Raw genomic sequence first — 26948 nt, forward strand, 5'->3', positions numbered from 1 at the left:
CTTTTGCGACGACCCGTTCTTGACCGGAAGTTTTTGTTAATTCCCGTATAGGACCCTTAGGAGGTAATAAAACGGGGGTTGCACATCATGAATATCAGACTGACTGGCTCCATAGCTGGAGCCGGATTATCATTGCTATGCGTCGCTGCCGCAGGAGCGGCGACTTTGCTGAGCAGCGGTTCGACGCCGCTATCATCGGGCAGCGGCACGGCAGTGCTGGCAAGCGGACCGGCGGTGACCGCGACGGCATCGACGACAACTATGCCCGCCGCGTCATCCACTGCCACGATGACGTCGAGCTTCGCCGATTTCGACTTCGCCAATGGCACGAAGCTGCCGGACAAGGCGACGCTGTCGCTGGAGAATGCGACTTTCGCGCCGGGATCGGGGACCGCCTATGTTCCGGTGCGGCTGAACCAGCCGACGCCCAACACGGTGATCGCGCGGGTGATCACGGTGAACGGGTCGGGCGCCTTGCGCGCGCTGTCGGGCTATCATTACAAGACGGTGGATACGGTCGTGATCTTCCGCCCTGGCGACCCGCTGGTGCAGACGGTGGAGGTGCCGGTCATCAGCGCGGCGGAGGGGCAGCAGTTCCAGCTCAAGCTGCGGGAAGCGCCGTGGGGCGGATTGCAGGGGCAATCGGTAGCCACGATCACCGCCACAAGCGGCACGGCGGCGACGCAGAAGGCGGCGGGCACTTTCCGCCAGCCGCGCAGCTTTGCCGCGACGGGCACGCTCCAGTTCGAACTGGACAGGGACACGCACAAGCGGTCGCCGGATGGCGGCTGGAACCGCTGGGCCACGTCGCTGTCGCATGGCCGCACGCAGATCGCCAATGCCGAGACGGGGCTGTACCTCGATTCCAGCCTGTTCCCCGGTATCGAAGGGCCGGTTTACTGGAGCACGCAGGGGCTGGTGCTGCACAGCCAGAAGCTCAAGACGCCGATCCATTATGAAGGGCGCGACTGGCATTATGGCGCGTCGGTGCTGGACGGGCGCAATTTCCTGGCGTCGCAGATCGGCTATGGCCAATATGAGTGGGAGGCGAGGATGCCGTCGCGGCGCGGGTCGTGGCCTGCCTTCTGGCTGATTTCCACCAGCGGCTGGCCGCCGGAAATCGACATCTATGAAGGCTTTGGTTACCAGAACTACTGGGACTTCGACCGGCACGCCGCCCACACCATCCACGGCGGATCAAACGGGGCGCGCAGCTTCCAGCGCGGGGTGACGATCCAGACGGAGCAGGCCTATGGGCTGAAAGGCTATTCGCAGGGCTTCCACCGCTTTGCCGTGGACATCCAGCGGGACTATATCACCTGGTTCGTGGACGGGGTGGAGACATATCAGTCGGTCAATCCGTTCAAGGGGCATCGCTGGTATCCGATCATGAACGTGGCGGTGAAGACCAGCGGCGCTTATGATGATGGTTCGGGCGACATGATCATCAAGAGCTTCCGCATCTACAGCGCGCCATAATGGCTATGGGCGCCGCCCGACAGGGCATAGAGGCGCCCCCAGCTTTTGACCCACTGCCCGGCAATGTCCACGCGGCGCGCGCCGGGCAGGATCAAAGCCGCGAGGCCAAGCGTCCGCACCGTCAATATGGCGAGCGAGCGCGCCATGAGGGACGCGCGCCCGAACAGGCCCGGCCTTTGCTTCTGCCGGGCGAGCGTTTCGGTGAAGCCGATCCGCCACATGCGTTTCAGCACCCAGGACAGGCGCGCGCGTTCGGGTGGCACCCATTCGCTGACGCGGGCATCGGGCGCCCAGCCGAACCGCGCCCCGGCGGCATGAAGCCGGGCGAGAAAATCCAGATCCTCCCCCCCGCTGCGGTTGAAGCGGGGATCGAACCAGGGCTGATCGGTCATGGTCAGCGCCTTGCGCGTGACCAGCAGATTGTTGCTGGCCCACAGCATGCCGGTCGCGCCCCATGCCCGCTGTTCGGGCCGGAAGACCAGCGTTTCGCGCGCCCAGCGTGGCGGCGATCCCCGGAAATGGAAATCGACAGGCCCGGCAACGACATCAGCGCCGATGCGCGCCTGACAGGAGAGCAGTTCATCCAGCCAGCCCGGCTGCGGCCATTCGTCATCGTCGATCATGGCGATGAAACGCATGGCCGGATCGGCCATGGCCGCCGCGCAGATGGCGTTGCGCACGGCGCACAGGCCCGGCTGCGGCACCGGAAGGAGGGTGAGGGGAAGCGGATAGCCCGCCTGGCGAAGCGCTTCCACGACGCCCGCGCCCTCCATCCTTGCGCCGTCATTGTCGGCGACCAGCAGCATGACGTCATCGCGGCGGACCAGCTTTGCGAGGCTGTCGAGCAGGTGGCGCAGTTCGGCGGGCCGCCGGAAGGTGGGGATGGCGATCCATATCGCCTTGCCGCCGGTCATGGCGCGGCGGCCTCCAGCGGAGAGGGGCGCCGCGCCCGGCCGCTTTGCAGCCATTTGATGAACTGGTGCCCGCGCACCTCCACCAGCAGATAGCTGGCCCAGCAGAGCAGCCATGTGGCGGCCAGCATGCCAGCGACGAACAGCCAGTCCATGCCGTTGACGCCATGGCGGTGCGACACCGTCATGGCGCGGGCAGCGATATCGCGCACCAGCGGGTGCCAGAGGTAGATGGAATAGCTGATCACCCCCAGATGGAAGCTGACCGGATTGGCCATGACCGCGCGCACCGCCGGTCCGTCATAATAGCAGCAGAGCACCAGCGCGGGCATCAGCAGCACGACGAGCAGGTCAGCGCCGGGCAGCAGCAGCGCCGCCGCGATCAGCCCGCAGATGGTGGCGAAGCCGCCGGGGCGGTCCAGCATGCGCCTGCACCATGGGCTGTCCGCGCAACGATATGTCAGCACGCCCAGCGAAAATCCGGCGAGGCAGCGCAGCAGCGGAAGGATGCTGCCGGGATCGATGACGTCCATCGGCCCGCTTGCCCCCAGCCCGGAGGAGGAGACCAGCAGCAACAGCCCGGCGCAACCCGCCGCCTGCACCCAGGCCCAGCGGGAAAAAGCGAGCAGGCCGATGAGCGGATAGAGAAGATAGGCGGCCAGTTCGGTGCTGACCGACCAGCTATTGCCCGCAATCGGCTGCGTGCCCCAGCCCCAGCTTTGCACCATGGCAAGGTTGGCGGCGGCGTTTACGGGCGTCAGCTCGATCGATTGGGTGCCCGAAAGGTTGAGCAGGATGCGCGCGGCGAAGACAAGTGTCACGACCATGTGCAGCGGCCATACGCGCGCCATGCGGTTGATCAGGAAATCGGCATAGCTTCGGGATCCCGGATGCTTCACCACCCGGTCATGATAGCCGAAGGAGATGACGAAGCCGCTGAGGACGAAGAACAGGTCCACCGCCAGATAGGCGCGCGAGAAGAGGGGAATGGCGAAGGCGGCGAAGGCGGGCTGATGCGGGATATGATAGAGCAGCACCGACACGGCGGCGACGCCGCGCAGGCCGGTGAGGGGCGCTATCCTCATGCGTTGTTCCCGCGGACGGGAGGGGCCGCGTCGAAGGCGGAGGCGATGGCGTCCCAGAAGGGCTTTCGCGCCATGTTGCCGTCCAAGGGCAGGCCACGGGAAAGCTGACCGTCCGGCCATTTATATTCAGGATATTTGGAGAGCCAGGAATCCTTGTCCGAAACGCCCCAGCAGAGCACCGACTGCATCGCCGGATTGTCAAGCGCGACGTCGAGGAACGCCTTGGCGAAGGAGGCGACTTCCCGGTCCCTTTTTTCCGGGCTGGGCGGTCCTCCACGGTCGGCGATGTCGAATTCGGTCACCGCCAGTTTGAGGCCATAGCCGCTAAGGGTGTGCAGGAAATCGGCGAACTGCCGCTGGTTGAACGGTTCCTTATAGGGTTTCAGATGACCCTGGATGCCGATGGCGTCGAGCGGCACGTTCCGGCTCATCAGGCGGTCGAGCAGTTTCAGCATCGCCGTGCGCCGCCGTTCGCAGCGCGGCGAGTCATGTTCCAGCCCGAAATCGGCGAGATATAATGTGGCGGCGGGATCGACTTTGCGGGCGCGGCGAAAGGCGAGGTCGATATATTGTTCGCCCATCGCCTTCATCCACAGGCTTTCCGCCCGCATGCCGTCGGCGCGGCCTTCGTTGGGCTCCAGCGTTTCGTTGACGACATCCCATTCGGTGATGCGCCCGGCATAGCGGCGCATGGCGGTGTCGATATAGCTGGTCATCAGCCGCCGCTGATCCTTCGGGCCTGCCTGCATGACCGCAGGCTCCAGCCAGGGCGGATTGGCGGCGTACCAGACCAGCGTGTGGCCGCGCGCGCGCATGCCATGGGCCTGCGCGAAGTCGATGATCTGATCGGCGCCGCTGAAATCATATTGGCCGGGCTTTGGCTCCGTAGTGCCGCGCTTCAGCTCATATTCCTGCACCAATATGTTGCTTTCGCGGGCGACGGCCGCGCGATAGCCCTTGTCCTCGCGCAGCAGGCGCGACTTGACCGCCATGCCGAAATAGCGGCCCGACCGCCGGGCATGTTCAGCCAGGCTTTCGCGCGACACCTCCCGCGCGACGCTGGGCGGCAGGGGGGAGCAGGCGGCGAGCCCGGCGGCGGCGGCGAGGAAATCCCGCCGTCTCATAACGGCTGCCTCTTCCCGGCGGCGAGGCGGAGCAGATCGATCCAGCGGTCGCTGATCCTGCGGTAAAGCGCGTCGGGCAGCACGATCTGCATCAGCACCGCGCCCGCCAGCCGGGGGCCGTAAGCGCCCCGCAGCAAGGCCGCGAGATAATAGCGCAGCGCGCGGCTGGGCTGCGTCGGCCACAGGCTTTTGGCCGCGTGCCAGCCCATATAGCCGGAAAAGGCGCGGGGAGAGATATGAGGGCGCAGGTCGGCCAGCCATGCGAGGCTGCCGATATTGCCGCGCACCTGGGACAGGCGGCCGTCAGCCTGCCGGTCGGCCCAGATCGTGCCCGGCCTTTGCGTCATGCGGAACTGCGCGCCCGCGAGCGACAGGCGCAGGGCGAAGTCGGTATCGTCACCGAACTTCACATCCTCGCGATAGCGCACCTTTTCGGCGAGCGCGCGGCTGAGCGCCACGCTGCTGGTCTGGATGAAGCCGCGATCGCACATCAGATATTTGTCCAGGCGCTCGCCCCGGCCGATGGCGCGCGGGGGTTTCAGGAAATTGCGCCCGCCGCCGCGATCGGCAAGCACCTGGCCATAGGCGACGACATGATCGCTTTCCTCCAGCAGCGGCAGCAGGTCGGCAAGGTGATGGGGCAGGAAACGATCGTCGCAGTCGAGGAACGCGATGTAGCGGCCCCGCGCATGGTCGATCCCGGCGTTGCGGGCGGCGGCAGCGCCGCGATTGGATTGGACGACGACGGTCAGCCGGGGGTCCTCTATGGCCCCCAGCGCCAGTTCGGTGCCATCGGTGGACCCGTCGACGACGACGATCACCTCGATCACGGCGACGCTCTGTTCCAGCGCGGACAGCACCGCCGCGACGACCGCGTCCCGCCGCTGATAGGTGGGGATGATGACGGAAAAGAGCGGCTGGGCGGCGGACGCCTGAAGGGTGGACGGAGGTTGCCACGCAGTCATCACTATCGGCCTCCACCATGGGCTGTCCCCGCCTTGCCGAAGCGCAGCACGAACAGATTGACGAGCGAGCGGTAGAGCGGCTTCGGCAGATAGGAGCGAAGCACCTGGCGGGCGACGACGCGGGGCGGGACGCCGCCCGCCAGCATGCCGATGATCAGGTCGCGAAGGGCAAGGGCAGGGCGGATGGGCGCCATGTGATAGGCCAGCACCGTGGCGCGATAGCCGCGCCTTGCCCGGCCGGTCAGCATGTGGCCGCAGCGGTTGAGCCAGTCGAGCGAGGTTTCATAACCGCGCACATAGGATGTCCGTCCAGCCTCGCTCGCATCCAGCCAGACGGTGAGCGGCCGGTCGATCATGCGGAACCGCGCGCCCGCCGCCTGGAGACGGACGCAGAAATCCAGGTCCTGCCCCTTTTTCAGCGCGGGGTCGAACAGGACGCGCTGCGCAAGATCGGTGGGGACGACCATGGTGGAGGTCTGCATGAACTGGTTGGCGCAGAACAGATATTCGCCCACATCCTCGCCATCGCGAATGCCGCGTTCGGGCCTGATCCAGTAGCGATCGACGCCGCGATCGACCTTCATCCGCGAATAGAGCACGGTGGTCCCGTCATCATCGTCCTGCAACGCGCGCGCCATGGTCGACAGCTTGCCGGGCAGGAACAGGTCGTCGGAGTCGAGGAAGGCGATATAGCGGCCGCGCGCCTGCGCTATGCCGCGATTGCGCGCCGCGCCGCCGCCTGCATTATCCTGCCGGATATAGCGGACGCGCGGGTCGCCAAAGGCTTCGATGACGGGGGCGGGATCGTCATGCGAACCGTCGTCGACGACCACGATCTCGAAATCCTGCCAGTCCTGCGCCTGCACCGAACGGATCGTGTCGCCGACGATGGCCGCGCGGTTGTAGAGCGGGATGACGACGGAAAAGAAGGGGGCTGCATTGGTCATGCGCCGTGCACCTTTCGATATTCTTCATAATGGATACCGGCGAGGCCGGCGATCTTGCCAGCCGCGCGATAGAGCTTGCCGAGGCGGACGAGCCGCTTGCCCCGGTCGAATGTCGCCACAGCGCCCAGCGTGCCGACGAGGAACCCGGCAAGGATGCGGGGCGCTTCTCCGGCCAGGGCGCGCAGGCGGCCCTTGTGGAAGCGCTCCACGATCATGTCGGTCATGCCCAGGCGATAGCCGCGCATCAGCAGCCATCTGGCGGTGACGCGGCTTGCCGGGATCAGCTCCGTCACCAGCGCCTCTTCGGCCCAGGCGAAGCGGAAGCCTTCGCGGGCCATGCGGGTGAAAAGCTGCTTGTCCGACCCGCCGGTCAGCGCCATGCGCTCGTCAAAGGGGCGGTCGCCCATGGCGCGCAGGGCCGGGGCGGCGATCAGCACATTGGCGGTGCTGTCAACAAGGGCGACCGGGCCGGACCGCCCCCGGCGCTTGGCCTGCAACAGCGGGTGGCGCGCGGCCCAGGGCGCGACATGGCTGTCCATTTCGCGCAGCACCGCGCCGCCCACGACATCGGCGTCCCAGCGATCGGCGGCGTCCACCATGGCGTCGATCCAGCCGGGCGACGCCGCCTCGTCATCGTCCAGCATCGCCACATGGGTGACGCCGGGCCGCGCCAGCGCCGCCGCGGCGAGGGCGTTGCGCACCAGCGGGATGCCGCGCTCCGTCACCAGCAGCGCTTCGATGGGCCAGCGATAACCGTGGGTGGCGAGGCGCTCGACCGCCCCCATGCCTTCCATCCGGGTGGCGTCATTGTCCGCCACCAGCACTTCCAACTGATGGCGCGTTTCGAGCGCGGCGATCGACGATAATGTGCGCAGCAGCCCCTGCGGGCGGTGGCAGGTGGGGATGCAGATGATGACCTTAGCCATAAGCGGGCTCCGGGCTGGCGAGCGGCTGCCTGCGCCACTGCGGGCGCGGCCTTGCCTTGAAGGTCGCATGGGCGGTCGCGATCGCGGCGAGGAAGATCACCCAGACCTGCCGGTCCTTGTCGAAGAAGGAGGTTTCGAGCAGATTCTGGTAGAGGACGAAGATCCAGACGGCGAAGGCGGGCACCATCAGATGCTGGTTTTCCTTCGTCGCGCCGCTCAGGAACCACCAGGCGGGCAGGGCGATGAAGGACAGCAGCAGCATGATGAGGCCCAGCGGACCGGTCGTTACCCAGATTTCCAGATAGCCATTGTGCGAATGGGCGGTCAGCATCTGGAACTGCTGGTTGAGATAATCATGCGCGGGGGACTGCGCGCCGACCTGCCAGAAGCCGCCGAAGCCCGCGCCCAGGAAGGGATGATCGCGCAGATAGTCGAACACCACCTGCCAGATCGACACGCGCCCGGTGAAGGACGTGGGATCGGCGAACAGCCTTTCCACCATCGGCTGATAGGCGATGTAGAGCGCGAGGAAGCCGACCATGCCGAACCCCAGCAACAGCAGCAATATGGCGCGTTTCTGCGTGCTGTCGCTCAAGGCGCGGTAGACATTGCTGATCGCCAGCATGCCGAAGCAGAGGGCGAGCGAAGTCTTGCTCTTGGTCCCGATCACGAAGACGAAGGCCATCAGCGCGAACAGGGCGTAATACCATTTGCGCTTGTCGATCCACGCATTGCCGCACACGATGAAGGTCAGCGCCATCACCGCACCGGCGATATTCTTGTGAAAGAAAAAGCCGCGCCACGCGCCGATCAGCGCCTTGTCGCTTTCGGTCGGCGGGTGGACCGCCGCCGATGTCAGGGGCAGCGATACCCAGCAGATGATCAGTGACAGGATCAGCGCCGACCGCAGCGCCGTGAACAGCCGGTCCGGCCCCATCAGCGTCAGCGCGCAGAAGGTGATGTAGATCACGATGAACTGCTGCATCACCCGTTTGAAGGACACGAACGGGTCCGCGCCCCAGCTACAGGTGATCAGGAACCAGACCAGCATGATCGCCAGCGGCCAGAAGGAGAATTTATATTTGACCGGATGCTTGCGCAGGATCTGGACAGCGGTCAGCAGCAGCGCGAAGCCGATGAACAGCGCCTGCTTGAACAGGTCGGACCCGTCATTATTCTGCGCCATCGCGACCAGTTCGTCCTGCGTGCGCGACGCGAAGGGCCGCTGGCCGATGAAGACCATCATCAGGAACACGAAATAGAAGATCTGCGCGACCGTTGTGATCCGGCTGTCCTGCGAAGCGGCGGGAGAGCCGGGGATGGCGGCGGCGGGCGCTTGGCCGATGCGGTGCCAGGTGGAGGCCATGGTTCAGCCTTCCCCCCGCTGCCGTTCGCGCCGCCATTTGCGGTCCAGCGCCCAGATGCCCAGCATCATCACCAGTTGCGAGAGCACGACGCCCGCGATCGAGAAGATCGGCGCGACGGCCAGCGTCAGCAGGGTGACGGCGACGATGCCGACGCCGCAACTGCGCAGGCTCTGCGTGGCGAGCGGGCGGAAGGCGCGGCGCGCCTGCGTAAGGACGCTCATGGGCGTCTGGATGCACTGGACGAGGCTGAGCAGCGCGCAGAGGGCGACCGCCGTCGCCACCTGGGCATGGTCCAGCGCGGGTTTCAGGATCAGGCCCGGAAAGCCGTAGAGCACAACGGCCGCCAGCACGCAGGTCGCGAGCCACAGGAAGATGAGCGCCCCCATGAACAGCCGCTCCGCCCTGATCGCGGCGTCATGATCGCCGCGCGCCACCGCGCGGGTCATGCGCGGCCGTTCCAGCTGGGTGAGGGCGGTGATGCAGACATTGACCGGGCGGAAGAACAGCATGCCCACGGCGATCGGCGCGAAGGCTGCCGGCCCGGCCAGCAATGTCACGATATAGCTGTGCGAGTTGGACGTCGCTTCGGTGGAGAGCACGCCGACCAGCGTCCAGGCGGATTGATCGCGCCACACGGGACGGTAAGCGCCGAACGCGCGGACTGGGCTCATCGCAGCGTGGCGGCGCAGATAGGCAAGGCCGAAGGGCAGCAGTCCGGCAAGGCTTGCCGCCACCAGCATGCCGCCGATCCCGGCAAGGTCCGCGCCGGTGCGGCTGGCGATCAGCAGGCCCGCGACGATGGTCCCCGCATAGGCGAGGTCGGATCGCGCCGCACGAGCGGGCGCATGATGGGCATAGGCATTGGACCGGCCGAACCAGCGGATCAGCGACAAGGTGCCCGCAAGGCCGAACGCCAGCGCCGCCAGGGGAGAGGCCGTCACCCAGGCGATCGCGGCGCAGATCACGCCCTGGCTGAGCGAGAGCATCAGGTTCATGGGGAAGAAGAAGTCGAAGCCCGCCTGATCCGCATCGTCCGTCTGGTTGACGGCGATGGTGTAGGGGGTCGCGACCAGCGCGTTGGACAGGCTGTAGCCGAACTGGATGATCACCAGCAGGAAGGCGAGCGTGCCGATGGCGGCGGTGCCGAGATGGTGGATCGAAAAAAGCTGAACGGCAAGGTGGCTGACCGACACGATCGCCGACGACAGGCTGGCCAGACCGAAGCGGCCGAACAGGCTGGCGATACCTTTCCGTTCCCCCTGCCGCGGTTGGGCAGGCACACCCCCGGCCCCTCCCGCCTGCGGGAGGGGGGGCAGAAGACCGCCAGCTTTCGCGCCGCCGTCAGCCATGGCGATGCTTCCAGATCAGCCAGAGCGCGTGGGGATTGGTGGTGATGTAGCGCCATGCGAGCTGGCGCGGGCGGGTGGCCATGCGGTGCAGCCATTCCAGCCCGGACTTCTGCATCCACATCGGCGCGCGCGGATAATCGCCGGTCACATAATTATAGAGGCCGCCGCAGGTGACGATCCATCCGGCCTTGATCCGGTCGCGGTTGCGCACGCAAAAGGCCTGCTCGCGCGGCTTGCCGGTGCCGACCCACAGCACGTCGGGGGCGGCGGCATTGATCTCATCGATCACCGCATCCTCTTCCTCCGCCGTCCAGAAGCCATGGCGGCGGCCCGCCAGCGTCAGGCCGGGCGCTGCTTGCGTGATCCGGCGCGCGCATTCGGCATTCACCTGATCCTCGCCGCCCAGCAGATAGTAGCTGACGCCATGTTCGGCAGCGTGCGGCAGGCTGTCGATGAACATATCCGTGGTGCTGGACCGGTCGGCGATCGGGGTGCTGCTGAACCAGCGGGAGGCCATGACGACGATCTGCCCATCGGCATGGACAAGGTCCGCCTGCGCCAGGTCGGCGCGGAACTGCGCGTCGGTGGCGTTCATGGACAGGCCCTGCCCGTTGCAGTCGAACACCAGCAGCGGAGGCTGTTTCAGCATGCGGCGCAGCGGGGCGTCGCGCACCATCTTGTCGATCAGCGCATCGAGCGACAGGGTGGACACGGGAATGCCGCCCACCATGACGGTCCTTTCCTGCTCGGCCGGAGGAAAGGGTTGATGCAGCGCTTGCTCTGCGCTCATGCGATGACCGTACCCGCGATGGGCACGCCCTGCCGGTCGAGATCGTCGATGACCCGCCGCATGTCGGCAATGGCGGTGCCGCCCCGCCGGGCGACGATGACCACAGCGTGGAAACCGGCAAGGATGCTGCCGAACGGCGTCTGTTCGCCCCTGCGTTCGGCAAGGTAGAACAGCATCGACGTATCCCTGAGGCCCCAGCCATTGGCGGTTTCGGCGAGGGGACCGCGCGTGATGAGGCTGGCCGCGCTGCCCGACGCGCGCCCGGCGGTCATCAGCCAGAGGCCGTCTATCGCGGTCCGCGCGGCAGGCAGCAGCGCCGCGCTGCCCATCAACTGTTCGGCAAGGCCCGCCTTGTTCGCGACCCGGAACAGCCGGTCGAGCCGGGGCGTGCCCATGTCGACGTCGATCAGCATGGTCTGGCCGTCCATCTGCGCCAGCACGACGGCGAGGTTGGCGGCGAGGATCGCTGCCTCGTCACCCGCATCTATGGACAGGACGGCAAGGCGCAGCGCGGCGGGATCGCCCGCCCTGGCCGCCGCGCGCATCTTGGCGCGCACGGTCCTGACCTTCGCGGCATAGGGGCTTGCCGGATCGAAGGCGGCGACCACCAGCGGGTCGATCCGCTCGTCGCCTGCGGGCAGAAGGGCGAAGCCGCCCTGCAAGGCCGCCAGCAGCCCGGCGGCGTCCGCATCCAGCAGGCCCAGGTCGACCGCCGCTTCATGGAAGGGAAGCCCCTGGGCGCGGGCATGGGCATCGACCCGGTTGACGTCCGACTCCGCCAGGAAGCCGTTTTCGACCGCCAGCCGGGCGAAGCTTTGATGGTCCCTGGCGCGGGGACGCAGAGCGGCGCTGCCGCCGCCCGGCATCATCTGGGGCGGGGCGCCTGCCGTTGAACGCAGTCTCATGCGGCCTCCTGCTGTTTGAAGAACCAGCCGTTCCGGGAAGGAGCCGGCATTAGTTCAGTGATCACCTCGACTTCGGTCGCGCGGGCCACGCCGGTGGCGGAGCGGACGCGCGGATGGAGGATTTCGGCGATGACGACAGCCGCGACGCCGCCGACCAGACCCAGCGCGACGCCCGCCACCAGCCACAGCATCAGATTGGGCTTGGCCGGGAGCAGCGGGACCGCCGCCTCGTCCAGCAGGCTGGCGTTGGGCTGGGAGATCTGGCTTTTCAGCGTCGCTTCATTGAAGCGCTGGCGCACGGTGTCATAGGTCTGCCGCGCCGCATCCACGTCGCGCTGGAGCACCATGAGTTGATCCTGCACATCGGACATGCGGATCATGCGGTCTTCCTGCCCGGCCATGTTCGAACGCAGGTCGCCTTCCCGGCGGCTGGCCGCGCGGCTGTTGGCGCTGACCGCCGCCGCCTGGCTTCCCCGCGCTGCCGCGAGCTTCGCCTGCAATTCCGAAAGCTGCGCATTGGCGGCCGCCATGTTCGGGTGATTGGGGCCAAGCGTCTTGGAAAGCTCCGACACGCGCGCGGACTGGGTCGCCACCTGTTCCTGAAGGTTCTGGACGATCAGCGACCCTTCGATGTCCGACACGGAGCCCGCGCCAGCCTTCGACCGGGCGGCCGCTGCCTCGGCCTGGGCCTGGGTGAGCTGATAGGACATATTCTTGAGCTTTTCGGCCTCAAGATCCATGCGGTTGATGCCGATGATGTCATGGGCGCGCTGGAAATCGGACAGGCGCTTTTGCGCCCGTTCGTAGCGGCGGCGCACTTCCTGCGTCTGATCGTCGAACCATTTGGCCGACCCGCGCGCGGGGGAGGCGCGCAGTTCGACCTGTTCGCGCATGTAGATTTGCGAGGTCAGGTTCGCGACCTTCGCCGCTATTGCGGGGTCGGGGTCCAGATACTGGATTTGCAGCACATTGCTCTGCCGCCCGGTCGTGACCGTCAGGCCAGCGCGAACCCGGTCCGCTGCCTGCTGGAGACGGGCGGCGGCGGGAATTTCCTTTGGCAGGGCGTCGACGAAACCGGCTTCCTTTGCCACGGCGTTGATCACCTTGGCCGACCGGATGACGTCGGTCTGGGTGCCAAGGATGCTGTCCACCTCCACCCTTGGCCCCTGCTGGTTGCCGGAATCGGTCGGGTCGGTCTGCGACAGGTCCAGCAGCAGCGATGTGGTCGCGGCATATTGGCGCGGCTGGAGGAAGGCGATGATGGCGATGACCAGGAACAGCGCGCCGCCCAGCAGCGCCGCCGTCCGCCAGCGGGCCTGCACCGCCGACAGAAGGTCGATGGGGTTCATGGTCATAGCCCGTCCACTCCCTTGAGCATGGCCCGCATCTCTTCGGCCGGTGTCGGCGGCGGAGGCGTGGCTGGCGCTGGTTGCTTGGCCATCAGCAGCAGGAATTGCGGGGCCAGCGTATCTTCGAACATGAACAGGCCGCCGCCCGGCATCGCGGTCAGCGCCGGTTCCAGCCGCCGCATGGCGTCGGCCGCCTGTCCTTCATTGATCGATCCGCCGCCCAGCACCTCATGCCCCAGCCGGACCAGCCGGTCGTAGGAGAGGGCGGGCATCTGGGACGCGGCGACGCCCGCCAGCGCGATCATCCTGCGGCTGGCGCCTGCGTCCCACAGGATGCGGCGGAACAGCGCGTGGGTGGCGCCGCTCATTTCCGCCCAGTCCTCCAGCGCGGCGGCGAGGCCCTGTTCGACATCGGGCAGGGTCATGCGGTCGCGTCCCGCCGCTTCGGCGACGAGCGCCGCCTGCATGCCGAACAGCCGCGCATGATAGGGCGATCCCATGGCCGCCCCGGCCAGCGCGTCGAGCGCATCCGGGTCCAGCCGCAACCCCGCATTTTCAGCGCAGCTCAGCAGCAGCCGTTCCAGTTCGGGCTTGGGAATCGCCGCCACCCGCTGCGGCGCGATATGCCTGCGCAGCGAGGGGTGGGCCGCGATCAGCCCGTCCACGTCGCCCGCAATGCCGACCAGCACGACCTGAACCGGCGAATGAATGTCGGTCAGCAGTTTGAGCAGGGTGGCGACATCGGCCTTCGCCTCTTCCGATCGCACCCGGTCATATTCGTCCAGGATCAGGATGGACCTTTGCCGCACATCCTCCACCAGCAGGGCGGCGAGGCGGGTGACGTCCAGCGGCTCGCTCATCATCTTGCGCGCGCGTTCCTGCCCGGCCGCGCTCATCGGCAGTTCGGTGAGGAAGGGGCGGAACAGGGAGTCGAAATCAGCGTCGCCGCTGGCCGAGCCATAAAGGGCGATGCAGCCCGCTTCGTCGGCAAGGTCGCCGAACACGCGGGCGAGCGAGGTCTTGCCCGATCCGCGCGTGCCGAAGATGACGGCATGCTTGCGCTGGACCACGATCGCTTCGACCAGCCGCTCAAGTTCATTGTTGCGCCCGGCGAGGCCATGGCGGTCGGACACGGGCATGGCGGTGTTGAAGGCGTTGTAGATGGAATCGCGGCGCAGGCTGATCGGTTTGATCGGCGCGGCCATCGCGCCCATCGACAGGGGACGCGGCGCGCCGTCCTGCTCCTCCTGCGCGGCGGGGCGGAAGCCGGGCTGCACCGGCGTGTCGAGCAGCAGCGGGGGCTGCGCGGGCGGAATTTCGCGCGATGGACTTATGCCGTCATTGGCGCGCGACAATCCGCGCCGGAAGGACATGAGCCAGTCCAGCATGCCGCTGGGGCGGTCTTGCACGAAGCCATGGTCGATTGCGGTCAAAACAGCTTCTCCCGGATGATGAGGACGTCCTCAGGCTGGACGGGATCGTCGAGATTGGCCTGGATTTCCTTGCCCGCGCGGCGGACCTTGATGCGCTTGGTCGATCCGGCGAGCGTCGGCCCCCCGGCAAGCGCCAGCGCCTGGCGGAAGCTCTGGCCCGGCACATAGGCGAAGGCGCCGGGGTCCTGCACCTGGCCGTAGACATAGACCTTCTCGGCAGGGGGCACGAACAGGATGTCGCCGGGTTTCAGGACGCGGTTGGCGCCAGCGCTCATGTCGGCAAGCGAGATGCGCACCGGGCCGCTGCCGTCGGCGGGGGTGAGAACGACGGCGTTCGCGCCCGCCGTGGTCGATCCGCCAGCCTTCGCCAGCATGGACGCGACGGTATAGTTGCGGTCGAGCGGATAGTTGCCCGCCTGCGGCACATTGCCCAGCACGGTGACGAAGCGGCTGACGAAATTGCTCACCTCCACATTCACGGACGGGCTGGTGAGATAGCCGCCCGCCGCATAGCTGGACGCGATCGCCTGCGCCAGTTGCGAGGTCGTCTTGCCGCGCGCGGAAATCGGGCCGATCAGCGCGAGGGTGACGGTGCCGTCCGCCTTGATGCGCGTGGTCGAGGACAGGTCGGGCTGGCCGAAGACGGAGATCTTTACCTCATCATCCGGGCCGAGCAGATAGCCCGCATCCGCCGCCGGAGCGGCTGGCGCGGTTGCGGCCGCCGGGTCAGGCGCCGCCGCGGCCGGTGCCGTCTGGGCAACGGCGCCAAGGGGAGCCGCCAATGCCAGGCCTGCCGAGAGGGTTTTGAGGAGGATTTCTGCTTTCACAGCGCAAGCTCCTGCTTGTTCGTTCGAGGTCAAAATCGGAGCGCCGCGCCCAGCGTCACCTGCGTGCCGCTGAAATCGGCGACGCTGGTGTCGGTGCGGCGGACATAATGCTGCGCGTCCAGCGCCACTTCGGCGCGGTCGGACAGTTTACGCTTCAATGTGCCGCCGAAACGGCGATTGCGGTCGGCCGTGATGGAGAAGGGACGCAACGCAGCATCCTGCCGGAATTTGCGCCTTTCCCATTCCGCATAGAGCCCGGCGGAGGTCAGTTCCGAAATGGCGAATTCGCCCTGTATCCGGTGGCGGGTGCGGACGGCGAAGCCGCTGGCGATCAGGCTGTCGTTGACGATGCCCCGCTGCGTCGTCGCGGTGAGCTTGAGGCGCGGGACGATACTGCTCGACAGGCTGACATTCCAGCCAAGGCCGTCATAGCTGCCGACCGCATCGGAATCGCTTTCCACGTCCAGCCAGCGGACGTCCGCGTCGATCTGGGTCAGCGGGGAGACGCTCCGCTTGAAGGTGACGCCCCAACTGTCGATCCGGTTTTCGACCCCCAGCTTTTTGCGGTCGCTGTTCACCCGTTCGTAAAAGGCGGTGATCGTGCCGAGGCTGGGCTTGTAATAGCCGACGCCGCCCAAGAAGCTGTCGCTGGTCTGATCGGCATAGTCGAACGCATCGGCATTGCGCGTCATGTCGCGGCGATAGCTGGCGACGGGGAAGAAGCCCGGCCGCTCGCAACTGAGATCAGCGCCGAAGGTGGTGAAGCGTTGCAGATTTTCCGTCTGCTGGTTGAGATCGCCATAGTCGGCGCGCTGCTGGCGGTAGGAGGCGAGAGGCGTGATGGAGCAGGTCGCGCCGAAGCGGATCACGGCCCTGGCTTCGGTGTCGATCCTGACCTTGCTGCGCTGGCCCTCCGATATGAAGCGGTCGTAACCAACACGTCCGCGCAGCAGCAGGTCGTGGCGGCCGATCGGCTTGCCATAGGTGAGTTCGACCCAAGGGGTGACGATCAGGTCGGCGGTCGGGTCCTCGACCCGGTCGTCCACGCGATAGACGTTGTCGTCATAGAGAATGTCGAGGCCAGCGGTCGCGTTAAGACCCATGGTCTTGATGCGGGCAGCGTCATCGATCGCATTGGTTTGCGGACCGGTTGTTTGTGCGCACAATGATGCCGGAGCGCCCGCAGCAACAACGGTGCCAGCCAGCGCCGCCATTGCGGCGCCCGACCAGCCAGGCGGCTGTTTTGCGGGCGCAAAAAGCCGTTTCCGAAAGCACGGAATTACTGGATTATTCAAACGCAGACCCTTTATTGCATTGCAGCAACTGAGGTCATGCTAGTCCGATTTTCAGGCAAAACGAACCACTGCGGATGCAGTTGGTCGCGTCAATGCAACGGCTCGGTTGGTCGCAAAAAGGGCCCGCAGTCCCGGGCGTTAACCAGGTCCGAAGTTGTTAATCTGGGAGCAAGCTAAACAGCGTGCCCGGCGGTCAGAAGATGAGATAGGCGAGTCCCGCCACGACTCCAATGAAGGTGAGGATGCCCGCCCAGCGCGACAGGATTTCCACGCCGCGATCGCAGCGATCAGCCAGGGATGAAGCGGGAAGGGCAGCCGGGCGGATCGCCTCTGCCTCATGGCTACGGCCCGGAGAAGGCTGCGCCACGGCAACCGCTGCAAAATCATCTGCCACGTTCTGATGTCCGCCCTGTTCGTGATGACGGACATATCCGATTTCAGGGTTAACAAATAGTTGTCAGGGTGCGGGAAACGTCATCATTTCATCGCAAAAAAGTGCCCGGCGCTGAAGGGCAGCGCCGGGCGAAGGCGGGGGAAGCAGGGAAGCGGGATCAGTAGGCGTTTCTGTGCACCAGCACGTTGAACGTCCCGATCAGGATGGCGATGTCGCGCATCAGGCTCCATCCATGCAGATATTCAAGGTCAGCCTCGACACGGTTCAATATGTCGCGGCGGGTTTCGGTCGCGCCGCGGAAACCCCTGATCTGGGCGAGGCCGGTAATGCCGGGCTTGAGCGCGTGGCGGTGCCAATATTGACGGTCGACCTGCCAGAACAACTGTTCTTCGGCGGTCGATCCCAGCGCATGGGGGCGGGGGCCGACGAGGCTCATTTCGCCCAGCAGGACGTTGATGAGCTGGGGCAGTTCATCGATGCTTGTCTTGCGGATGAAAGCCCCGACCCGCGTGATCCGGTCATCGTCGCGACGCGTGGATGCAGCGCCCGCAGCGTCGCACTGTTCCACCCGCATGCTGCGGAATTTGAGGATGTGGAACAGGCGGTTGCCCCGGCCGATCCGCTCCTGCTTGAAGAAGACGGGCCCCGGCGAATCCAGCCGGATGGCGATGGCGATGACGATCATCAGCGGCGACAGCGCGATCAGCAGCGGGACGGTGATGGCGATGTCCAGCAGCCGCTTCTTCGCCCGGTTCGCAAGGTTCAGCGGACCGCGCGCCACCACCAGCGTGGGCACGCCACGGCAATTTTCGACGGCCAGCGGCGCCATGGGATCGAGTTCGGGGACGATGATCTCACCCAGGATATTCGCGCCCTTGAGCATCTGTGCCCAATCCGCTTTCCGGTCGGCGGGACAGGAAATGACAACCCGGTCATAACCGTGCAGCAAAGTGCCAAGCCGGTGCAGCATATAGGGATCGTCCAGATCCGCCTTGATCCCTATGGCGGCGGCATCGACCAGGATCATGCTGTTGACATCGTCCGGGATGACGCCGTCGTCGATGATCAGCAGTTGCGCGAAGAGGTTGTCGCTGAAATTCCGCCTGACCGAATGAACGATGAGCAGGCGTTGCAGCACCAGGAGCGTCCCGCTGCACAATATGCCTGTCGAGATGCCGAGCCGCGACAGATCGCCGGTGGCCTTGAGCGAAAAGACGACCAGCAGGAAGATCAGCAGCGTGCCCGCAAAGGCCATCAGCGCGCTGCGCAGCGAGCAGGTCAGGCGCGTGAGGCATTCGGGATTATAGGCCTGGTTGTGAAAGGCGACGATGCCATAGGCGGCCATGCCCCCCGCAAGCGGTTGCCAGATGTCCCCGGAAAACAGGGGAACACCCGCAATGCGCAGCCCGGCAGCGAAGCCCGCGGCCAGAGCCGCCATGTCCGCCAACAGCATCAGCAGGCAGAGCCCGAGCCGGACGTTCCGCTGCACCGCGGCTGTTGCTGGCTGGCGACTTGGGGAACCCTCTATCGCCAGATCAATTTTCGACATCTGCAACCCTTTTTATGTCGTGACGTCATTGCGCAGCATGTCCCTTTCGGAACCGCTTGCTTTCATCAGACATCCGCAGCCCTGTTCTTTATGTTGCGGAGCAGCAGGGCATAAATGTTCGGGGCCGGCAATCGGGCGTGGGACGCGCGGACCATCTTTTCCGATGATCCGTTGAGTCCCGGAGATGTGCCGCCCCGCAAATGCGGCCAACGGAATTCCCGATGTGCTGCATTGCACCGAAGCGTTAACCAACACACGGACGAATCAGGGGAAAATCATCCGGGAAAGGGGATCAGCCGAAAATCCACCAGCCGATCGCCGCGATCGCCAGCGCGAGGACGGCAGGCCCGGCCCAGCGCGAAAGTAGCTGAACCCCTGCTTCGGCCCGGTCATGCGACATATGCCACCACCGCGCGGGCCGATCCTGTCCGGACACGTCAGGGGAGATGGCGTCGTGCCGGGGCGCGCCTTGCAGCTCCGCCGCTGGCGAAGCTTTGTCATGCGTGTCAGGCGACAAGTCCATCATTTGCAGGGCCCCAGGCGCCGGTTGCGCTCATATGATCCGAGATAGCGCCAGTCTGCCGGATTTTGAAGGGCCAGGAGCAATTTCCTGTGGGCAAAGATAATGTATAACAGATGTTAAGGCTGTTCTGAAAAGGGACAGCTAACATATTCAGATACATAGGCTTGGTGGCCGGGGTTTATCTGGATCAATTTGTTTCGAGCTTGTCATCAACTCCATCGAATGACTTAGTGGCAGGCGCAGGCATTTGCCCGCATTGCGACCCAAACTGCCCCGCTTCGGTTCTGCGAAGCGGGGCTTTTCGCGAGCGCGGTCGCAGACCGGCGCATGGAGCGTGCAGGCTCCGTTGAACCCGCCAGACCGGCGGACCGTCGCACTTCCCTTCTGCTGAAGGCGGCGGTTATGCAGGGGATCGGCTCCCTCCGGCACCCAGCAGATTGCTCATTCTTCCCATGAAATTTCCCCGCTTATTCTCTTCCTCGGCCTGTGACATGGCCATCGATCTTGGCACCGTGAATACCGTCATCTACGTGCGCGACCGGGGCATCGTGCTGAACGAGCCGTCGGTCATCGCCATCGAAACGCAGCAGGGGACGCGCCGGGTCAAGGTGGTCGGCAACGAAGCCAAGCTGATGATGGGCAAGACGCCTGCCAATATCCAGGCGATCCGGCCGCTGCGCGACGGCGTCATCGCCGACATCGAGGTGGCGGAGCAGATGATCAAGCATTTCATCGACAAGGCGCTGAACGGCAGCAGGTTCGGGCGGCGTCATGAGGTGGTCGTCTGCGTTCCTTCGGGATCGACGATGGTGGAGCGGCGCGCGCTGCGCGATGCGGCATCGAACGCGGGCGCGGCGCGCGTCCAGCTTATCGAGGAACCGATGGCGGCGGCGATCGGGGCGGAACTGCCCGTCACCGAACCGCGCGGCGCGATGGTCGTGGACATAGGCGGCGGCACCACCGAGGTCGCCGTGCTTTCGCTGCGCGGGGTCGCCTACAGCAATTCGGCGCGCGTGGGGGGAGACCGGCTGGACGAGGCGATCGCGTCGCATATCCGCCGCAGCCACAATCTGATGATTGGCGAAGCGACATCGGAACGGGTCAAGTGCGAGATCGGCGCCGCGACCGTGCCGGATGGCGAAGGGCGGCGCATGATCGTCAAGGGCCGCGATCTGGTGAACGGACGTCCGGCGGAAATGACCATCAGCGAAACCGAGATCGCCGAAGCGCTCGCTGAGCCGGTCGGCCAGATCAAGATGGCGGTCATGACCGCTCTGGAACAGACCGCGCCGGAACTGTCGGCCGACATCATCGAGGAAGGGATCACCCTGACCGGCGGCGGGGCGCTGCTGCGGCGGCTGGACGAAGCGCTGATGGATGCGACCGGGTTGCCGGTGAAGGTCGCCGACAGCCCGCTGATCTGCGTGGCGACGGGCGCGGGCAGGGCGCTGGAAGACAGCGCCTATGAGGGCGTGCTGACGCAGTCCTGAGGTAATGCGGGGCGGGTTATTCGCTCCCGCTCCGCTTGGCCATCGCGCCTGATCATGAACTATTTTTCATGTTCCGCCCATCGGCGGGTCAACTGAGCCGGTCTAATGACGGGTGCGGCCATGGTGCATGGCCACACAGGTGAGAGGCGGCATTTACCCCTGTTAATGCCGCCTCTCCAATCCTTCGAACGGGACAATGGACAGGCCAGTCTTTTATGATGCCAGCGGACGCCGCCGCCGCCTGACGCTGCCTGCCATAGCTGTCATGCTGGCCGCCATATTGGCGGCTGCAATCGCCTTTGCCGCGACGATCGTGAATGTGCCGGTGCCTCCGGCCATGCCTTTGCGGATGGAGCGGCCCCGGCCTGAGGGGATCGGCCAGCGGCTGGGCCGTTTCGGCGCGTCGCTGCGGCGGGAGATTGCGGGATGGCTGCCGCGCGGCGGGCATGGAGCGGGCCGCCCGCCCGTACGGGTCGCCTTCTACGTGCCGTGGGACGATGCGAGCAAGGCGTCGCTGCGCCAGCATATCGGGCAGATCGACTGGGTGGCGCCATCGCTGCTGTCCGTCACCGGACCGGCGCACCGGCTCCGCGTGACGGCGGACCCGGTCTTCGCATCCATATTGCGGACGGCGCGGCACCGGCCGCGCGTGATGCCGGTCGTGCAGAATGTCGAGAATGGCGACTGGGACGGAGAAGGGACCGCGCGCCTGCTGCATGATCGCGGCGCGGCGGACCGCTGGCTGAAGCAGCAGCTTCTTCCCGCGCTGAAGGCGCTCCATGCGTCAGGCGCCGTCTTCGACCTGGAGGCGCTGCCGGGGCGGGCGCAGGGCGATTATCTGCGGTTCCTGAGACATGCGGGCGCTGTGCTGCATGAACGGCATCTCCAATCGATGCTGACCGTGCCGGTGGACGACAGGACATGGGACCTGCGCGCCTATGGGCGGGTGGCGGACCGGCTGATCCTGATGGATTATGACCAGCATTATATCGGGCAGAATGCCGGGCCGATCGCCGCCCAGCCCTGGTTCGTGGAGAGGCTGCGCGCGGCGCTGACCAAGGTTTCGGCGGACAAGGCGATCGTCGCCGTGGGGAACTATGCCTATGACTGGACCGAGCATGGGGGCCTCGCCAACGCCCTGTCGATCGAGGATGCATGGCTTTCCGCCCATGATGCGGGCGCGCCGGTGCGCTTCGATCCGGCAAGCGGCAACGCCACCTTCGATTATCAGGAGGATGGGCGGGTCCATCATGTCTGGATGCTGGACGCGGCGAGCGCGTGGAACCAGATCCGCGCGGTGAAGCTGGCGGGCGCGGGCGGGATCGCGCTGTGGCGGCTGGGGTCGGAAGATCCGGGATTCTGGGCGGCGCTGGCCGGGCGCGCGGGGGGGCTGGGCCGCCTTACGAGCTTCAATTCGGTCGATGTCGAGGGCAATGGCGAGCTATTGCGCATCGACGATGTGCCTACGATGGGACATCGGACCGTGCAGATGGGGTCGGGCAGGGCCAAGGGCCTGATCGTCGACGAACGCTATGCCAGCCTGCCGACGCCCTATGTGATCCGCCGGACGGGCTATCGGCCGCGCCTTGTCGCGCTGACATTCGATGACGGGCCGGACGCGGTGTGGACCCCGCCGATCCTGCGCATCCTGAAGGCCGCTCATGTCCCCGCGACTTTCTTCGTCATCGGTGAGAATGCGATGATGCATCCCGGCCTGCTGCGCCAGATCGTCGCGCAGGGCAGCGAGATCGGCAATCACAGCTACACCCATCCCAACATGGCGGAAGTGTCGCCGCGCGGCATCTCGCTGGAGCTGAACGGGACTCAGCGGCTGGTCGAGGCCTATACGGGCCGGGCGATGAGGCTGTTCCGCGCGCCCTATTTCGGCGACGCCGAACCGACCACGGCGGACGAGATCGGCCCCGCGCTGGAGGCGCAGAAGGCGGGATATCTGAATGTCGGGCTGCATGCCGATCCGGGCGACTGGACGCGGCCGGGCGTGGACGCCATCGTCGACCGGACGGTGCGGCAGGTGGAAGCGGGCGACGGCGATCGTTCCGCGCAGGTCGTGCTGTTGCATGACAGCGGCGGGGACCGGGCGCAGACCGTGGCGGCGCTGCCCCGGATCATCAGGACGCTGGAGGCGAAGGGCTATCGCTTCGTCACGGCATCGGCGCTGGCGGGGCTGAGCCGGGCGCAGGTCATGCCGCCCGTCAGTGGCGCGGACCTTGCGGCGGTGCGCATCGATGTGGGCATGTTCCTGATCTTCGCGGCGATCGTCGTGGCGCTCAAATGGCTGTTCTTCGCCGTCATCCTGTTCGGCATGGGGCGGGCGGTGATGCTGGCGGCGCTGGCGCTGCGCAGCCGCGCGCCGTCCGTGCGGATCGATCCGCCGCCGGTCATGCCGGGCCAGTTCGTGTCCGTCATTATTCCCGCCTATAATGAGGCGAAGGTGATCGAACAGTCGATCCGCCGGGTCCTTGCCAGCCGTGACGTGACGCTGGAGGTCATTGTCGCCGACGACGGATCGACCGACGAAACGAGCGTCATCGTCGCCCGCGCCTTTGCCGGTGACGAGAGGGTGCGGCTGCTCACGCTCACCAACGGCGGCAAGGCGGCTGCGCTCAACCGGGCGCTCAGGATCGCCAATGCGCCGATCATCGTCGCGCTGGATGCCGACACGCAGTTCGAGGAAATGACGATCGCGCGGCTCGCCCGCTGGTTCGCGGACGAGCGGGTCGGTGCGGTCGCGGGCAATGCGATGGTCGGCAACCGCGTCAACCTGGTCACGCGATGGCAGGCGGTCGAATATGTGACGGCGCAGAATCTGGAGCGCCGCGCCTTTGCCCGGTTCGGCGCGATCACGGTCGTGCCGGGAGCGGTGGGCGCGTGGCGGCGGGCGGCGCTGGACGCGGTAGGCGGATATCCGCTGGACACGCTGGCGGAGGATCAGGACCTGACGATCGCGGTGCAGCGCGCTGGCTGGCAGGTCGCCTTCGACACGGACGCGGTGGCATGGACCGAAGCGCCGGAAGGTTTCCGCGCGCTCGCCAGGCAGCGGTTCCGCTGGGCCTATGGCACGCTGCAATGCCTGTGGAAGCATCGCAGCATCTGGCGTGACGGCCATCCGGCCGGGCTGGCGTGGGTGGGATTGCCGCAGGCGTGGCTGTTCCAGATCGGCTTTGCGATCGTGTCCCCGATCATAGATTTGGCGCTGCTGGTCAGCGCCATCGACACGGCGGTGCGGGTGCATCAGCATGGCTGGGCGCAGACGGAAAGCGACGTGCTGCGCATGGCGGTTTACTGGCTGGTCTTCACCGCGATCGACCTGGCATGCGGCGCCGTCGCCTACCGGCTGGAACCGCGCGAGCGGCGATATCCGGCGCTGCTGCTGCTGGCGCAGCGGATCGTCTACCGCCAGATCATGTATGGCGTGGTCATCCGGGCGGTGGGCATCGCGATATTGGGGCCATGGGTCGGCTGGGGCAAGCTGGAGCGGACGGGGAATGTCGCCACGGCGGGAAGCCGGGCAGCCGCGCTGGAAGGCGGCGCGACGCCATGACGAAAGTGGTTCGCGGCCTGCTGGGGCTGGCCGCCGCGATGCTGGCCGCTTTCTGGTATATCGGCTATATAGGCGGTCCGCTGTTCGGGGTGCTGCCCGCGCGGGCGATGCCGCAGCACCCGCGCGCGGTGGCGCTCTATCTGTCGGGAGACATGGGGTTTCATGCGGGGCTTGGACCGGACATCGCGGAACGGCTCAACCGGCGCGGCATCAGCATCGTCACGGGAAACAGCCTGCATTTCTTCCGCACCCGGCGGACGCCCGAAGAGACGGGCGCGATGATCGCGGAGGGCCTGCGCCGCGCGATCCGGCTGGACCCCGGCGCGCCCCTGCTGTTGCTGGGCCAGTCCTTCGGCGCGGATGTGATCGCGCCATCGCTGCCCTATGTGCCGACCGCGCTGCGCAAGCGGATCGCTTTTGTCGGGCTGGTGGTGCCGGGGGCGACGCGGGAATGGCGCGCGTCGCCATCGGAGATATTCTCGATCGGCGAGCCGGAGGAAAATGCGGTGACCGCCGCGCGGCGCCTTAGCTGGACGCCGCTGCTCTGCCTCTATGGGCGGGAGGAGCAGGCCAGCCTGTGCCCCGCGCTGGGGCAGAATAATGCGACCGTGATCGGGTTGCCGGGCGGGCATGAGCTGAACGACGACGCGGACGCCGCGAGCGCGGCGATATTGCATGCGATGGACCGTGCGCTGTCCCGCGCAGGCCGGGCCTGATGAACTTCACCAGCGTTGGGAACTGGATGCGCAGGCGCAAGGCGGCGCTGGCGATCGCGGCCACGCTGCTGGTGGCGGTGCTTGGCTTCGCCGCGCTCCACCATCTGCTGGCCGAAGTGCGGGCGAGCGATTTCCGGTCGGCGTTCCGCGCCATCCCGGCAAGGGCCATTGCGCTGTCCATCGCCTTCACCATCCTCAGCTATCTGGCGCTGACCCTGTATGACCATGTCGCGCTGCATATCGTGGGCAAGCGGCTGAAATGGCGGACGGCGGCGCTCGCTTCCTTTTGCAGCTATACGCTCAGCCACAATCTGGGGCTGTCGCTGCTGACCGGCGGGTCGGCGCGGCTGCGCATCTATGGCGCGGCGGGACTGCGGCCGAGCGACATAGCGCGGGTGATCGCTTCGGCGGGGCTGGCCTTCTGGAGCGGCGTCATCACCATGGCCGCGCTGATGATGGTGGTTCATCCTGCCGCATTGACGCTGGGGGGCGTGGCGATCAGCGCGGGGATGCAGCGGGCCATCGGCTGTATCCTCCTGTTCGCCGCGATGGTTCTGCTGGCGGCGCTGGGGCGGCGGCCCAGGCCGATCGGGCTGTGGGGATGGAGTCTGGCGCTGCCGACCCGCGCCCAGGCGGCCGCGCAGATCGGCGTCGCCTGCATCGACCTGATGCTGGCGAGTGCGGCGCTGTTCGTGCTGGTGCCGAATGTCAGCCTCAGCCTCTATCCGCTTTTCTTCCTCAGCTATGCGATGGCGATCATCGTGGCGCTGGTGAGTCATGTGCCGGGCGGCGCTGGCGTTTTCGAGGCGGTGATGCTGGCGGCGCTCCCCCAACTGGACAGGCCGGGCCTGTTGGCGGGGTTGGTCGCCTACCGGGTGATCTATTATATTGTCCCGCTGATCGTTGCGGCGATGCTGCTGGCCTTGCACGAGGGGCGGGCGTGGCGGCGGCCGGTCAGCCGGATATGGGATGGCGCGGAACTGGTGGTGCGCGGGATAGCGCCCGCCATGCTGGCCGCGCTGGTGGCGGTCGGTGGGGCGCTGCTGCTGGTGTCCGGCTCCCTGCCCGCGATACCGGCGCGGTTCAGGGCGTTGAGCGGGATCGTGCCCATGCCCTTTGTCGAGGCGTCCCACCTGGCGGCGAGCGTCATCGGGGCGGTGCTGATCCTGCTGGCGGCGGGGCTGTACCGCAGGCTGGACGGCGCATTCTGGCTGACGCGGCTGCTGCTGCTGTCGGGCGCGGTCTTTTCGATGATGAAGGGGCTGGATTATGAGGAGGCCATCATCCTGCTGGTGATCGCCGCCGTGCTGCAAGCCAGCCGCCGCGATTTCTACCGCACGACCAGCTTCACCTCCGCCGTGCTGTCCAGGGAATGGATCGCGGCATTGTCGATCGCGGTCGGCATTTCGATCTGGATCGGCTTTTTCGCGTTCCGGCATGTGGATTATCAAAGCGACCTGTGGTGGCAGTTCGGCCGCCATCACGACGCTTCGCGATTCCTGCGGGCGGCGCTGGCGACCGGCGTGGTCGTGATCGGTGCGGCGGTTTGGGCGATGATGCAGCCCGCCGCGCAGCGCGGGGACGAGGATTGCGGATCGGCGAGCGGGACGGCGCTGGCGCTGGCGCGGCGGACCGAAGCCTTTCTGGCGCTGACCGGCGACAAGCGTTTCCTGACCTCTCCCACCGGCAGGGCGTTCCTGATGTATCAGGTGCAGGGGCGAAGCTGGATCGTCATGGGCGATCCGGTGGGCGACCCGGCGGAATGGGCGGACCTGCTGTGGCGGATGCGGGAAAGGGCGCATGCGGCGCAGGGATGGCTGCTGCTCTATCAACTGAGCATGGATGCGCTGCCGCTGGCCATCGATCTTGGACTGTCGATCGTCAAATATGGGGAGGAGGCGCGGGTCGACCTGACGCGGTTCAGCCTGGACGGCCCGGCGGCCCGGCCGCTGCGCCATGCGG

22 protein-coding genes are annotated in these 26948 nt (G+C 66.4%); 5 read left to right on the forward strand and 17 right to left on the reverse strand.

Features of this window, described 5'->3' with window-relative positions; all coding sequences use genetic code 11:
* Positions 1 to 165: 165 nt before the first annotated feature.
* Positions 166 to 1479 (forward strand): glycoside hydrolase family 16 protein, encoded by a 1314-nt coding sequence (locus L288_RS24865; protein WP_236612996.1) that lies wholly within the window; start codon positions 166 to 168, stop codon positions 1477 to 1479.
* On the opposite strand, the gene L288_RS24870 is transcribed toward L288_RS24865, so the two are convergent.
* The 17 genes from L288_RS24870 to L288_RS43580 all read right to left on the reverse strand — a co-directional run bounded on the left by L288_RS24870 (position 1464) and on the right by L288_RS43580 (position 19221).
* Entirely contained in the window at positions 1464 to 2393 is a 930-nt protein-coding gene (locus L288_RS24870) for a glycosyltransferase family 2 protein (RefSeq protein ID WP_030539518.1), read from the reverse strand. The two genes, L288_RS24865 and L288_RS24870, sit on opposite strands and share 16 nt — an antisense overlap.
* Complete coding sequence (locus tag L288_RS24875; RefSeq protein ID WP_021236845.1) at positions 2390 to 3475, reverse strand: acyltransferase family protein; 1086 nt, start codon at positions 3473 to 3475, stop codon at positions 2390 to 2392. Before L288_RS24875 ends, L288_RS24870 begins: the two co-directional genes overlap by 4 nt.
* Entirely contained in the window at positions 3472 to 4599 is a 1128-nt protein-coding gene (locus L288_RS24880) for an endo-1,4-beta-xylanase (protein ID WP_021236846.1), read from the reverse strand. Before L288_RS24880 ends, L288_RS24875 begins: the two co-directional genes overlap by 4 nt.
* Positions 4596 to 5564, reverse strand: coding sequence for a glycosyltransferase family 2 protein (locus tag L288_RS24885; protein WP_021236847.1), 969 nt, complete (start codon positions 5562 to 5564; stop codon positions 4596 to 4598). The genes L288_RS24880 and L288_RS24885 overlap by 4 nt, the downstream gene beginning before the upstream one ends.
* Positions 5565 to 5566: 2 nt before the next feature.
* Complete coding sequence (locus tag L288_RS24890) at positions 5567 to 6511, reverse strand: glycosyltransferase family 2 protein (protein WP_021236848.1); 945 nt, start codon at positions 6509 to 6511, stop codon at positions 5567 to 5569.
* The gene (locus L288_RS24895; protein ID WP_021236849.1) at positions 6508 to 7437 is read right to left on the reverse strand and encodes a glycosyltransferase family 2 protein; all 930 of its coding nucleotides are present in this window, start codon (positions 7435 to 7437) and stop codon (positions 6508 to 6510) included. The genes L288_RS24890 and L288_RS24895 overlap by 4 nt, the downstream gene beginning before the upstream one ends.
* Positions 7430 to 8803 carry an O-antigen ligase family protein gene (locus L288_RS24900; RefSeq protein ID WP_021236850.1) on the reverse strand — a complete coding sequence of 458 codons (1374 nt, stop codon included), beginning with the start codon at positions 8801 to 8803 and terminating at the stop codon, positions 7430 to 7432. The genes L288_RS24895 and L288_RS24900 overlap by 8 nt, the downstream gene beginning before the upstream one ends.
* A 3-nt stretch (positions 8804 to 8806) precedes the next feature.
* Positions 8807 to 10084 carry a lipopolysaccharide biosynthesis protein gene (locus tag L288_RS24905; RefSeq protein ID WP_031303847.1) on the reverse strand — a complete coding sequence of 426 codons (1278 nt, stop codon included), beginning with the start codon at positions 10082 to 10084 and terminating at the stop codon, positions 8807 to 8809.
* Between the two features lie 61 nt (positions 10085 to 10145).
* A complete protein-coding gene (locus L288_RS24910) occupies positions 10146 to 10943 on the reverse strand; it encodes a WecB/TagA/CpsF family glycosyltransferase (protein ID WP_021236852.1) in 798 nt (265 codons plus the stop codon).
* A complete protein-coding gene (locus tag L288_RS24915) occupies positions 10940 to 11848 on the reverse strand; it encodes a capsular biosynthesis protein (protein ID WP_030539527.1) in 909 nt (302 codons plus the stop codon). Before L288_RS24915 ends, L288_RS24910 begins: the two co-directional genes overlap by 4 nt.
* A complete protein-coding gene (locus L288_RS24920; RefSeq protein WP_021236854.1) occupies positions 11845 to 13203 on the reverse strand; it encodes a GNVR domain-containing protein in 1359 nt (452 codons plus the stop codon). The genes L288_RS24915 and L288_RS24920 overlap by 4 nt, the downstream gene beginning before the upstream one ends.
* Complete coding sequence (locus tag L288_RS24925; RefSeq protein ID WP_021236855.1) at positions 13200 to 14630, reverse strand: ATP-binding protein; 1431 nt, start codon at positions 14628 to 14630, stop codon at positions 13200 to 13202. The genes L288_RS24920 and L288_RS24925 overlap by 4 nt, the downstream gene beginning before the upstream one ends.
* Positions 14627 to 15457: a polysaccharide biosynthesis/export family protein gene (locus tag L288_RS24930; RefSeq protein WP_021236856.1), complete on the reverse strand. Its 831-nt coding sequence runs from the start codon at positions 15455 to 15457 to the stop codon at positions 14627 to 14629. The genes L288_RS24925 and L288_RS24930 overlap by 4 nt, the downstream gene beginning before the upstream one ends.
* A 29-nt stretch (positions 15458 to 15486) precedes the next feature.
* A complete protein-coding gene (locus tag L288_RS24935) occupies positions 15487 to 16671 on the reverse strand; it encodes a hypothetical protein (RefSeq protein ID WP_021236857.1) in 1185 nt (394 codons plus the stop codon).
* A gap of 274 nt (positions 16672 to 16945) precedes the next feature.
* Positions 16946 to 17146, reverse strand: coding sequence for a hypothetical protein (locus tag L288_RS43575; RefSeq protein ID WP_021236858.1), 201 nt, complete (start codon positions 17144 to 17146; stop codon positions 16946 to 16948).
* Positions 17147 to 17303: 157 nt separating this feature from the next.
* Entirely contained in the window at positions 17304 to 18695 is a 1392-nt protein-coding gene (locus tag L288_RS24940; RefSeq protein WP_031303849.1) for a sugar transferase, read from the reverse strand.
* 292 nt (positions 18696 to 18987) lie between these two features.
* A complete protein-coding gene (locus L288_RS43580; RefSeq protein WP_030539532.1) occupies positions 18988 to 19221 on the reverse strand; it encodes a hypothetical protein in 234 nt (77 codons plus the stop codon).
* A gap of 449 nt (positions 19222 to 19670) precedes the next feature.
* On the opposite strand from L288_RS43580, the gene L288_RS24950 reads away from it, so the two are divergent.
* The 4 genes from L288_RS24950 to L288_RS24965 all read left to right on the forward strand — a co-directional run.
* The gene (locus L288_RS24950; RefSeq protein ID WP_030539533.1) at positions 19671 to 20708 is read left to right on the forward strand and encodes a rod shape-determining protein; all 1038 of its coding nucleotides are present in this window, start codon (positions 19671 to 19673) and stop codon (positions 20706 to 20708) included.
* Positions 20709 to 20904: 196 nt separating this feature from the next.
* Positions 20905 to 24270 (forward strand): glycosyltransferase, encoded by a 3366-nt coding sequence (locus tag L288_RS24955; RefSeq protein WP_021236862.1) that lies wholly within the window; start codon positions 20905 to 20907, stop codon positions 24268 to 24270.
* Positions 24267 to 24986, forward strand: a complete 720-nt coding sequence (locus L288_RS24960) for an AcvB/VirJ family lysyl-phosphatidylglycerol hydrolase (protein ID WP_021236863.1) — start codon at positions 24267 to 24269, stop codon at positions 24984 to 24986. Before L288_RS24955 ends, L288_RS24960 begins: the two co-directional genes overlap by 4 nt.
* A partial coding sequence (locus tag L288_RS24965) for a phosphatidylglycerol lysyltransferase domain-containing protein (RefSeq protein WP_021236864.1) occupies positions 24986 to 26948 on the forward strand: 1963 nt, incomplete at its 3' end. The genes L288_RS24960 and L288_RS24965, both read left to right, overlap by 1 nt.

This window comes from Sphingobium quisquiliarum P25, from assembly GCF_000445065.1.
GTDB lineage: Bacteria > Pseudomonadota > Alphaproteobacteria > Sphingomonadales > Sphingomonadaceae > Sphingobium > Sphingobium quisquiliarum.

Excerpts from the sequence above, each read along its gene's own strand:
- L288_RS24950 (WP_030539533.1), top strand. The coding sequence starts at position 19,671 with ATGAAATTTCCCCGCTTATTCTCTTCCTCGGCCTGTGACATGGCCATC.
- L288_RS24880 (WP_021236846.1), bottom strand. The coding sequence starts at position 4,599 with ATGAGACGGCGGGATTTCCTCGCCGCCGCCGCCGGGCTCGCCGCCTGC.
- L288_RS24900 (WP_021236850.1), bottom strand. The coding sequence starts at position 8,803 with ATGGCCTCCACCTGGCACCGCATCGGCCAAGCGCCCGCCGCCGCCATC.
- L288_RS24940 (WP_031303849.1), bottom strand. The coding sequence starts at position 18,695 with ATGTCGAAAATTGATCTGGCGATAGAGGGTTCCCCAAGTCGCCAGCCA.
- L288_RS24885 (WP_021236847.1), bottom strand. The coding sequence starts at position 5,564 with ATGACTGCGTGGCAACCTCCGTCCACCCTTCAGGCGTCCGCCGCCCAG.
- L288_RS24910 (WP_021236852.1), bottom strand. The coding sequence starts at position 10,943 with ATGAGCGCAGAGCAAGCGCTGCATCAACCCTTTCCTCCGGCCGAGCAG.
- L288_RS24915 (WP_030539527.1), bottom strand. The coding sequence starts at position 11,848 with ATGAGACTGCGTTCAACGGCAGGCGCCCCGCCCCAGATGATGCCGGGC.
- L288_RS24935 (WP_021236857.1), bottom strand. The coding sequence starts at position 16,671 with ATGGCGGCGCTGGCTGGCACCGTTGTTGCTGCGGGCGCTCCGGCATCA.
- L288_RS24890 (WP_021236848.1), bottom strand. The coding sequence starts at position 6,511 with ATGACCAATGCAGCCCCCTTCTTTTCCGTCGTCATCCCGCTCTACAAC.
- L288_RS43580 (WP_030539532.1), bottom strand. The coding sequence starts at position 19,221 with ATGATGGACTTGTCGCCTGACACGCATGACAAAGCTTCGCCAGCGGCG.
- L288_RS24920 (WP_021236854.1), bottom strand. The coding sequence starts at position 13,203 with ATGACCATGAACCCCATCGACCTTCTGTCGGCGGTGCAGGCCCGCTGG.
- L288_RS24875 (WP_021236845.1), bottom strand. The coding sequence starts at position 3,475 with ATGAGGATAGCGCCCCTCACCGGCCTGCGCGGCGTCGCCGCCGTGTCG.
- L288_RS24895 (WP_021236849.1), bottom strand. The coding sequence starts at position 7,437 with ATGGCTAAGGTCATCATCTGCATCCCCACCTGCCACCGCCCGCAGGGG.
- L288_RS24960 (WP_021236863.1), top strand. The coding sequence starts at position 24,267 with ATGACGAAAGTGGTTCGCGGCCTGCTGGGGCTGGCCGCCGCGATGCTG.
- L288_RS24955 (WP_021236862.1), top strand. The coding sequence starts at position 20,905 with ATGGACAGGCCAGTCTTTTATGATGCCAGCGGACGCCGCCGCCGCCTG.
- L288_RS24870 (WP_030539518.1), bottom strand. The coding sequence starts at position 2,393 with ATGACCGGCGGCAAGGCGATATGGATCGCCATCCCCACCTTCCGGCGG.